Here is a 9,855-nt window from a genome sequence, read left to right as displayed (position 1 = left end):
ATTCCTCAGACCGTGCAGCTTCCTGCAGAAGCAGAAGCAGAAGCAGAAGCAGAAGCAGAAGCAGAAGCAGAAGCAGAAGCAGAAGCAGAAGCAGAAGCAGAAGCAGAAGCAGAAGCAGAAGCAGAAGCAGAAGCAGAAATTGCGGTAGCTCAGCAGGCAGCAGGTGATGCTGAAGCAGAAGCGGTGTCTGAGCCCGTTGAGCAGGAGAAGCCCACCAAAGAAGGTTTCTTTGCCCGCCTGAAACGCAGCCTGGTTAAAACGCGCCAGAATCTGGGTTCCGGATTTATCTCCTTGTTCCGTGGCAAAAAAATCGATGATGATTTATTCGAGGAACTGGAAGAACAACTGCTTATCGCAGACGTTGGAGTGGAAACCACCCGTAAGATTATCACCAATCTCACGGAAGGCGCCTCCCGGAAGCAACTGCGCGATGCAGAAGCCCTGTACGGGGTGCTGAAAGAAGAGATGGCGGAAATTCTGGTAAAAGTAGACCAGCCGCTGGATATCGAAGGGAAAACACCGTTTGTCATCCTGATGGTTGGGGTGAATGGCGTAGGCAAGACCACCACCATTGGTAAACTGGCTCGCCAGTTCCAGCAGCAGGGCAAATCAGTGATGCTGGCTGCCGGGGATACTTTCCGTGCGGCGGCTGTAGAGCAGTTGCAGGTTTGGGGCCAGCGTAATGATATTCCGGTAATTGCACAGCACACCGGCGCGGATTCTGCCTCGGTGATTTTTGATGCTATTCAGGCAGCGAAGGCTCGCCATGTTGATGTGCTGATAGCCGATACCGCCGGGCGCTTGCAGAATAAAGCACACCTGATGGACGAACTGAAAAAGATTGTTCGGGTGATGAAAAAGCTCGATGAAAATGCCCCCCATGAAGTGATGCTGACAATTGATGCCAGTACCGGGCAAAATGCAGTCAGCCAGACGAAGCTGTTCCATGAGGCAGTGGGTCTGAGTGGCATCACGCTCACGAAGCTCGATGGTACTGCGAAAGGGGGAGTTATCTTCTCGGTTGCTGACCAGTACAGCATTCCAATTCGCTATATTGGGGTGGGTGAACGTATTGAAGACCTGCGTCCGTTTAAAGCGGACGATTTTATTGAGGCATTATTTGCCCGAGAGGATTAAAGATGATTCGCTTTGAACATGTCAGCAAAGCTTATCTCGGAGGGAGACAGGCGTTGCAGGGAGTATCGCTCCATATGCAACCGGGCGAGATGGCATTTCTGACCGGGCACTCTGGCGCCGGGAAAAGTACATTGCTCAAGCTGATTTGTGGCATTGAGCGCCCGAGCACGGGGAAGATCTGGTTTAGCGGGCATGAGATCAGCAGGCTGAAGAACCGGGAGATCCCGTTTCTGCGCCGCCAGATTGGCATGATCTTCCAGGATCACCACTTGCTGATGGATCGCACAGTGTTTGACAACGTCGCTATCCCGCTGATTATTGCCGGTGCCGGGGTGGAAGATATCCGCCGTCGCGTTAGTGCGGCGCTGGATAAAGTCGGCCTGCTGGACAAAGCGAAAAGTTTCCCTATCCAGTTATCTGGTGGTGAACAGCAGCGCGTGGGCATTGCCCGGGCAGTGGTGAATAAGCCTGCTGTATTGCTGGCGGACGAACCGACCGGTAACCTGGATAATGCATTGTCGGAAGGCATTTTGCGTTTGTTCGAAGAATTTAACCGCGTTGGGGTGACGGTATTGATGGCAACCCATGACACGGCGTTGATTGACAGCCGCTCTTACCGGGTGCTGACACTCAGTGACGGGCATTTGCATGGAGGCGTTGCGGGTGAATAAGAATGATGCACTGAAGCGCATACGCCGCTTTGGCAATAAATTGCAGGACTTTAAAGACCGTGCAGCCAAAAGCGCAGCACCGGCTTCCCGGAATGTAAAAGCCCGCCATAAAGGGGGCAACCAGCGCGGGAAGCCTGGCAACCGTAATGTATTTAATGAACAGGTACGTTATGCCTGGCAGGGAGCGCTGGCTGACCTGCGCAGTAAACCTTTTGCCACATTTCTTACTGTCATGGTGATTGCCATTTCACTGACGCTGCCCAGCGTATGCTATATCGTTTACAAAAATGTCAGTGAAGCAGCGAACCAGTATTACCCTTCGCCGCAAATCACCGTCTATTTCGAGAAAACACTGGACGATAACGCAGCACAGCAAGTAGTGGGGCAAATCCAGGCAGAGCCTGGCGTAGATAAGGTCAACTATCTGACGCGTGACGAAGCGCTGGGCGAGTTCCGTAACTGGTCTGGTTTTGGCGGCGCGCTGGATATGCTGGAAGAGAACCCACTGCCTGCAGTGGCTGTAGTGGTACCCAAAATTGATTTTCAGAATACTCAATCGCTGACCACGCTTAAAGACCGTATTTCCAGTATCCATGGAATTGATGAAGTGCGTATGGACGACGGCTGGTTTACACGCCTGGTGGCGATTACCCAACTGGTGGGGAATGTCTCGGCCATGATTGGCATTCTGATGGTTGCGGCAGTATTCCTGGTGATTGGTAATAGTGTGCGCCTCAGTATCTTTGCTCGTAGAGATACTATCAATGTACAAAAATTGATTGGTGCAACTGATGGTTTTATTCTGCGACCGTTTTTGTATGGCGGTGCTTTGCTCGGCTTCAGTGGCGCATTCTTATCGCTGATATTGTCTGAAGTATTAGTATTGCGTCTTGCCTCTGCGGCCGGAGATGTGGCAAAAGTATTTGGCACGACATTCAGTATCAGCGGGTTTTCCTTTGATGAAGCCCTGTTATTGTTACTGGTTGCGGCAATGATTGGATGGGCGGCGGCCTGGCTGGCAACGGTTCAGCATTTACGCCACTTTACGCCCGATTAAAAAATTTCTGGTATACTCTCCCATTGCCTGCGAGAAATCGCAGCCGGGAGAGAGACGTAATGAATAACCCGACGTCACTTTTCTGGATGTTCATACCTGTGTCACACTTTGTGTGTAAAATATTCACGAATTGTATGTGAACTTGTGGATAACTTTGTTGTCATAGCTAAGGTGTGAATGATAGTCTCGTTACTCAACACGCTTTGGTAAAAGCATGGCTGCCTGATGGGGGTATGCTCAATACCAGGCGACAGGTGATGTGAGGATTTGAATGACCAAAGAAATGCAAAATTTAGCTTTAGCCCCGGTAGGCAATCTGGAATCCTATATCCGGGCCGCCAATACCTGGCCGATGTTATCGGCAGATGAAGAGCGGGAGCTGGCTGAACGGCTGCATTACCAGGGTGATCTGGAAGCAGCTAAGAAGCTGATTCTGTCGCACCTGCGCTTTGTTGTTCATATTGCGCGTAACTATTCCGGTTATGGTCTGCCACAGGCTGACCTTATCCAGGAAGGCAATATCGGCCTGATGAAAGCCGTGCGCCGTTTCAACCCGGATGTCGGCGTGCGCCTGGTATCGTTCGCAGTTCACTGGATCAAAGCTGAGATCCATGAGTATGTGTTGCGTAACTGGCGTATCGTGAAAGTAGCAACAACCAAAGCACAACGTAAGTTATTCTTTAACCTGCGTAAAACCAAACAGCGTTTAGGCTGGTTTAACCAGGATGAAGTCGAAATGGTTGCCCGCGAACTGGGCGTTACCAGCAAAGATGTGCGTGAAATGGAATCGCGGATGGCAGCGCAGGATATGACCTTCGATATGCCAGGTGATGACGATTCCCATGACAGCCAGCCAATGGCTCCGGTCCTGTACCTGCAGGATAAATCTTCTAACTTTGCCGATGGCATTGAAGATGATAACTGGGAGTCTCATGCCGCTGACAAACTCACTCTGGCGCTGGAAGGCCTGGATGAACGTAGCCAGCAGATTATTCGTGCACGTTGGCTGGATGAAGACAACAAGAGCACGCTGCAGGAACTGGCAGATCATTATGGTGTTTCGGCTGAGCGTGTTCGCCAGCTTGAAAAGAACGCCATGAAAAAACTGCGAGCGGCTATCGAAGCCTGATTGCACAGAACAACATCACCCCGTTTGCCACCAGGCAGGCGGGGTTTTTTTATGCCTGTTATTCTGCCCCGGTGGGTAATGCCATTTCCGGGCAAGCCTGGTGGATGCAGGGCAGTAACTTGAGAAATGCGCGTTCCATTTCCTCTTCGGGCACACAGGCAAACCCCATCAATAGCCCCTTATGTACCCGGGTTCCGAAGTAGTAACGGGAAAGCGGGCGCACCAAAATACCCCGCGCGCTGGCGGCCTGTGCAATTGCCACGTCGTCGGCTGTTAACGGCAGATTTAAAATCAGGTGCAACCCGGCGTTGTTGTTGAAATCGCCCAACGCCTGCTCACCTAAATAACGGGTAATCAGCCCCGCCAGGAAAGCCCGCCTGCGCGCGTACAATAAACGCATCCGGCGAATATGCGCAGTGTAGTGCCCCTGGGTAATAAACTGTGCCAGTGCATTCTGAGCCAGCAAATGGCCCCCACGGTACAATTCCCCATGTGCGGTTTTTAATGCGCTGGCAATGGCTTTGGGAAGCACTACATAGCCAAGCCGTAAGGCCGGGTAGAGTGTTTTGCTGAATGTCCCAATGTATATCACTGGTGGGTCACGGACCAGGCCCTGCAGGGCGGGAATGGGCTGCCCCGAAAAGCGAAACTCACTGTCGTAATCATCTTCCACAATCCAACTGCCGCTGTAGCGCGCCAGGGCCAGTAAGCGCTGGCGGCGTTCCAGGCTCATTACAGACCCTAACGGATACTGGTGGGATGGTGTGACGAAAATCAGGCGCGGTGGTCTGCCTGAGAGTGGCGGGTCTGGTGGGTTCATGCCGTACTGGTCAACACTGACAGGCGTAATCCGGACATCATTCATCCGTAAAATATTGCGAATGCCCCAGTAAGCTGGTTCTTCAACCCAGGCGTTATCGCCGGGGTTACACAGCATGCGGCTGATTAAATCGAAAGCCTGGTGAATACCCTCAGTAATCAGAATCTGGTCCGGAGAACAATGCACAGAGCGTGCGACACGTAAATAATCCACCAGCGCGAGTTGCAGGTCCGGGCTGCCGCCCTGGCAACTGTAAGTCAGTTGTTGGGCATTTGGCCGACGGCTGAGCCTGGCCTGAATTTTACTGAACAACGCATGGGGAAAAGCGGTTACATCCGGTACCCCGGGAATAAATGCTCCCCACTGCTGCGGGCTTGCACTACTGTGGTTCAGTAAGGTCTGACCACGTAATGAGAAGGCCTGCGACAGATCAGAGTCTTCTTCTGAGTTAAGTATTTCCACAGAGGAAAAAAATGAGTCTGGCAAAGTTTGTGCGATAAAAGTACCACTTCCCTGGCGGGAAACGATATATCCCTCGGCAAGAAGTTGTTCATAAACTGTTAATACAGTGTTACGCGAAAGGCCGAGTTGCTGAGCCAAATCCCTGGAAGGGGGCAAACGGCTCATTGGCGCCAGGCTGCCATCAAGAATAGTCAGGCGTATTGCGTTGTAGAGCTGCTTATGCAGCTTATCTTCTGGCTGTTCTGCCAAACGTAGTTGCAGTAAATCTCCAATCAGCGAGCGCAATTGGATCCCTCAATTTTTCTTAACTGGTACTAGATTATAGGGCCATACCCTGTGTAAATAAACGTCACTGTATAAGTTTTGTTGCACATACGTGAAAGGCAGCCAGCCTAAGTGACAGGAGAATTCAGGGTGAAAAATCAGCAATTAGATAAACGTCGTCAGGATGCCACACCGCGTGGCGTGGGTGTTATGTGTGGTTTTTATGCCGAGAAAGCCGAAAACGCCACGCTGTGGGATGTTGAAGGCAATGAATATATTGATTTCTCTGCCGGTATCGCGGTGCTTAACACTGGCCACCGCCATCCAAAAGTGATTGCTGCGGTAGAACGCCAGCTCCAGTCATTTACCCATACGGCATACCAGGTGGTGCCTTATGAAAGCTATGTTTCCCTGGCCGAACGTATTAACGAGCGGGTACCGGTAGAGAAACCAGCAAAAACCACTTTCTTCTCTACCGGGGCAGAAGCGGTAGAAAATGCGGTAAAAATTGCCCGCGCTTACACACGCCGCCCAGGCATTATTACCTTTTGTGGTGGGTTCCATGGCCGTACTTTCATGACCATGGCGCTGACTGGCAAAGTGGCTCCCTACAAAATTGGTTTTGGCCCGTTCCCTGGTTCTGTATTCCATGCGCAGTACCCGAATGCACTGCATGGTGTGAGTGTTCAGGATGCAATGGACAGCATTGAGCGCCTGTTTAAATCCGACATCGAGCCAACCCAGGTGGCAGCCATTCTGCTGGAACCGGTTCAGGGCGAAGGTGGTTTTATCCCGGCACCAGCTGAATTTATGAAGGCGTTACGCGCACTGTGCGATGAGCATGGCATTTTGCTGATTGCCGATGAAGTGCAGTCTGGTTTTGCCCGTACCGGCAAGTTGTTCTCCATGGAACACCACAGTGTTAAACCAGACCTGATGACCATGGCGAAAAGCCTGGCGGGTGGTTTCCCGCTGTCTGGTGTTGCCGGGCGTGCGGAAGTGATGGATGCACCAGGCCCTGGTGGGCTGGGCGGTACATATGCAGGTAACCCGCTGTCTGTTGCAGCCGCTCACGCAGTGCTGGATGTGATTGATGAAGAACAACTGTGCCAGCGTGCCAACCAACTGGGCCAACACCTGGTGGAAGTGCTGACCAAAGCCCGCGCAACCTGCCCACAAATTGCTGAAATCCGTGCTCAGGGCTCAATGGTCGCCGTGGAATTTTTGGATCCCAAAACAGGTAAACCGTCTGCTGATTTCACTCGTGGCGTAATGCAGCGCGCAATGAAAGAAGGCTTACTGCTGCTTAGCTGTGGCGTGTACGGCAACGTAATCCGTTTCCTCTACCCGTTAACAATTCCGGAAGCGCAATTCAGCAAAGCGCTGGATATTTTGAGCCGTGCTCTGGAGCAGGAGGCCGCGGCGCAATGAAACTGAATAATCCTGGCTTACTGTGCCAGCAGGCGCTGGTCAATGGTCAGTGGTGCGATGCGCAGGATGGGAAAACAGAGGCTGTCACCAACCCGGCAACGGGCGAAGTGATAGCGCATGTTCCCCAACTGAGTGCTGCTGAAACCGGGCAGGCAATCACGGCTGCTCAGCAGGCACAGGCGGAGTGGAAAGCGCTGACTGCCAAACAACGTGCCGGCTATATGCAGGCCTGGGCTGCCGCTATTCTCGACGCCCAGGAAGACCTGGCGCAGTTAATGACAGCAGAGCAGGGCAAGCCTCTGGCGGAATCCCGTGGCGAAGTGGCCTATGCGGCATCGTTCATCACCTGGTTTGCTGAAGAAGCAAAACGAATAGATGGCAGTGTATTGCAGGCTCCTCAGGCCAGCCAGCGCCTGGTGGTTATCAAGCAGCCCGTTGGCGTGTGTGCGGCGATTACCCCGTGGAACTTCCCGGCGGCAATGATTACCCGCAAGGCTGCACCTGCGCTGGCAGCGGGTTGCAGCATGATTGTTAAACCCGCAGAGCAAACGCCGCTTACCGCACTGGCGCTGGGCAAACTGGCGCAGGATGCCGGTATTCCGGCTGGCGTGTTGCAAATCGTCACGGGCGATGCAGCCCAGGTTGGCAAAGTGCTGTGCGACAGCCCGGTAGTACGCAAACTGAGCTTTACGGGTTCCACGGAAGTGGGCCGTATTCTTATGGCCCAGTGCGCGCCGACCATTAAAAAACTGTCGCTGGAACTGGGTGGTAATGCCCCCATCATCGTATTTGACGATGCGGATATTGATAACGCCGTGGCTGGCATTATGGCGTCTAAATTCCGTAACAGCGGGCAAACCTGTGTATGTGCCAACCGTGTTTATGTGCAGGACGGGGTCTACGACCAGGTCATGGGCAAGCTGGTACAGGAGGTTGAAAAGCTGAGCGTGGGCGAAGGCACCAAACCGGGTACCACTCAGGGGCCGCTGATTGATAGCCAGGCTATCGATAAAGTGCAGCAACACATTGCCGATGCGGTGAGTAAAGGCGCGCAGGTGGTGACTGGCGGGAAACCCCATGCACTTGGCGGGACATTTTTTGAACCGACTGTTCTGCGCGATGTAGACAAAACCATGCGGTTTGCCACTGAAGAAACGTTCGGCCCGGTCGCGCCTGTATTCCGGTTTACCAGCGAAGCGGAAGTGGTGCAGATGGCGAACGACACTATTTTCGGCCTCGCTGCCTACTTTTTCACCCGCGATGCCTCGCGCCAGTGGCGTGTTTCCGAAATGCTGGAATACGGCATGGTTGGTGTGAATACCGGTCTTATCTCTAATGAAGTCGCACCTTTCGGTGGCGTCAAACAATCTGGGCTCGGACGCGAAGGATCGCGCTACGGAATTGAGGAATATCTGGAGCTTAAGTACCTGTGTATCGATGTGAGTTGTTAATCACCGTTAAAACAACCTGGACCGGTGGGGGATGCCACCGGTTATTTAAGGAAGAATTATGTCTGAGAACACCTCTATCTCCCGGGCCTGGGCGGCTCGAGAGCGGGTTTCTGCACCCGCCAAACCCTTAAGTTTCCTCGAAGGCGTCGCCATGATTGTTGGGACCAACATCGGCGCAGGCGTCCTGTCCATTGCTTATGCATCCAGCAAAGCTGGGTTCCTTTCTCTCTTGTTCTGGCTGGTGATTGTGGGAGTATTGACCACGATTACTATGCTCTATGTCGCTGAATCTACGTTACGTACTCGTGCTCATCTCCAGTTAAGCGGCCTGGCGAAACGCTATGTCGGCGGCGTGGGGTCATGGCTGATGTTCCTCTCTGTGTGTGTCAACAGCGTTGGCGCGTTAACCGCCTATATGACCGGCAGTGGTAAACTCTTGCACTCCCTGTTAGGGATTTCACCTGCGGTAGGTAGCCTGTGTTTCTTCTTACCTGCGGCAGGTGTGCTCTGGCTGGGGTTGAAGGCGATTGGCCGCGGCGAAAAGTTTATCAGTGTCGGTATGGTTGTGATGATAACGGTACTGGTGGCGGCAACGTTCCTGAAAGACACCACGCAAATGCGCTTTCTGCTGGAAGGTGACTGGCGTTATATGGTGCCGGTATTTAACGTGATCGCATTCTGTTTTTCTGCGCAATACATCGTGCCGGAAATGGCCCGTGGGTTCAGCGATAAACCTGCCCAGTTGCCCAAAGCCATTATGGTGGGAATGGGGCTGACATTCGTTTTATTAACAGTGGTGCCGCTTTCAGTTATTTCACTCAATGGCCTGGATGCTGTCAGCGATGTCGCCACCATTTCCTGGGGCAAGGCGCTGGGTGAATGGGCTTTCTTCTCGGCCAATATCTTTGCGTTATGCGCCATGTTGACCTCATATTGGGGGCTGGGTGGCAGCTTTCTGACCAATATTTTCGACAAATTTTCACTCGGCAGTGATACCCAACCACTGCGCCGGCTTGGTGTCATGCTGTTGGTGGTGATTCCGCCGTTTATTCTGGCGTACAGCGGTATGGTGTCTTTTGTGAATGCGCTTTATTTCGCCGGGGTATTCAGCGGCGTTATTTTGTCGATTATGCCGATTCTTATCCTTAAAGGTGCCCGGGAAAAAGGGGACATCACCCCGGCCTGGCAGTGTGCTGATGTGATTACACACCCGGTACTCAAATGTGTGATTGTGCTGATGTACATACTGAGCGCTCTCTACGCTATCGTTTCTGCATTAGGTTATTTACCCGCCGGTTGGTGATTTTCCGCTCTCCCACTTGCTGTGTAGTGCTGGCAAGTGGGCTTTTTGCATCACAAAAGTGTTGCAGTCTGTTGAAAAATGTTATTCCAAATCCATCAAAATAAGGTATGTTCAGGCAGAGTATGCTGCA

The 9,855-nt window shown here is 52.5% G+C and carries 8 protein-coding genes; 7 read left to right on the top strand and 1 reads right to left on the bottom strand.

Annotated features, from left to right (window positions below; genetic code table 11):
- The 4 genes from ftsY to rpoH all read left to right on the top strand — a co-directional run.
- On the top strand, window positions 1-1,137 hold a 1,137-nt coding region (ftsY, locus tag DT73_RS15885), incomplete at its 5' end, for a signal recognition particle-docking protein FtsY (RefSeq protein WP_036111377.1).
- Between the two features lie 2 nt (window positions 1,138-1,139).
- Window positions 1,140-1,808, top strand: coding sequence for a cell division ATP-binding protein FtsE (gene ftsE, locus DT73_RS15880; protein ID WP_036111349.1), 669 nt, complete (start codon window positions 1,140-1,142; stop codon window positions 1,806-1,808).
- On the top strand, window positions 1,786-2,865 hold the full coding sequence (gene ftsX, locus DT73_RS15875) for a permease-like cell division protein FtsX (protein ID WP_200874796.1): 1,080 nt from the start codon (window positions 1,786-1,788) through the stop codon (window positions 2,863-2,865). Before ftsE ends, ftsX begins: the two co-directional genes overlap by 23 nt.
- Before the next feature lie 271 nt (window positions 2,866-3,136).
- The gene (gene rpoH / locus DT73_RS15870) at window positions 3,137-3,994 is read left to right on the top strand and encodes an RNA polymerase sigma factor RpoH (RefSeq protein WP_036111343.1); all 858 of its coding nucleotides are present in this window, start codon (window positions 3,137-3,139) and stop codon (window positions 3,992-3,994) included.
- A 58-nt stretch (window positions 3,995-4,052) separates the two neighbouring features.
- Here rpoH and DT73_RS15865 read toward each other — a convergent pair whose 3' ends face one another.
- Entirely contained in the window at window positions 4,053-5,561 is a 1,509-nt protein-coding gene (locus DT73_RS15865) for a PLP-dependent aminotransferase family protein (protein ID WP_036111340.1), read from the bottom strand.
- Between the two features lie 129 nt (window positions 5,562-5,690).
- On the opposite strand from DT73_RS15865, the gene DT73_RS15860 reads away from it, so the two are divergent.
- The 3 genes from DT73_RS15860 to DT73_RS15850 are packed head-to-tail and all read left to right on the top strand — an operon-like array spanning window position 5,691 to window position 9,725.
- Entirely contained in the window at window positions 5,691-6,971 is a 1,281-nt protein-coding gene (locus tag DT73_RS15860; RefSeq protein WP_036111337.1) for a 4-aminobutyrate--2-oxoglutarate transaminase, read from the top strand.
- The gene (locus tag DT73_RS15855) at window positions 6,968-8,422 is read left to right on the top strand and encodes an NAD-dependent succinate-semialdehyde dehydrogenase (protein WP_036111335.1); all 1,455 of its coding nucleotides are present in this window, start codon (window positions 6,968-6,970) and stop codon (window positions 8,420-8,422) included. The genes DT73_RS15860 and DT73_RS15855 overlap by 4 nt, the downstream gene beginning before the upstream one ends.
- Before the next feature lie 58 nt (window positions 8,423-8,480).
- Window positions 8,481-9,725: an aromatic amino acid transport family protein gene (locus tag DT73_RS15850; protein WP_036111332.1), complete on the top strand. Its 1,245-nt coding sequence runs from the start codon at window positions 8,481-8,483 to the stop codon at window positions 9,723-9,725.
- Window positions 9,726-9,855: the final 130 nt, after the last annotated feature.

The organism is Mangrovibacter sp. MFB070, from assembly GCF_000705335.1.
Taxonomy (GTDB): domain Bacteria; phylum Pseudomonadota; class Gammaproteobacteria; order Enterobacterales; family Enterobacteriaceae; genus Mangrovibacter; species Mangrovibacter plantisponsor.
Note: the sequence above shows the minus strand (reverse complement) of the source record. Positions and strands in the feature narration are given on the sequence as shown.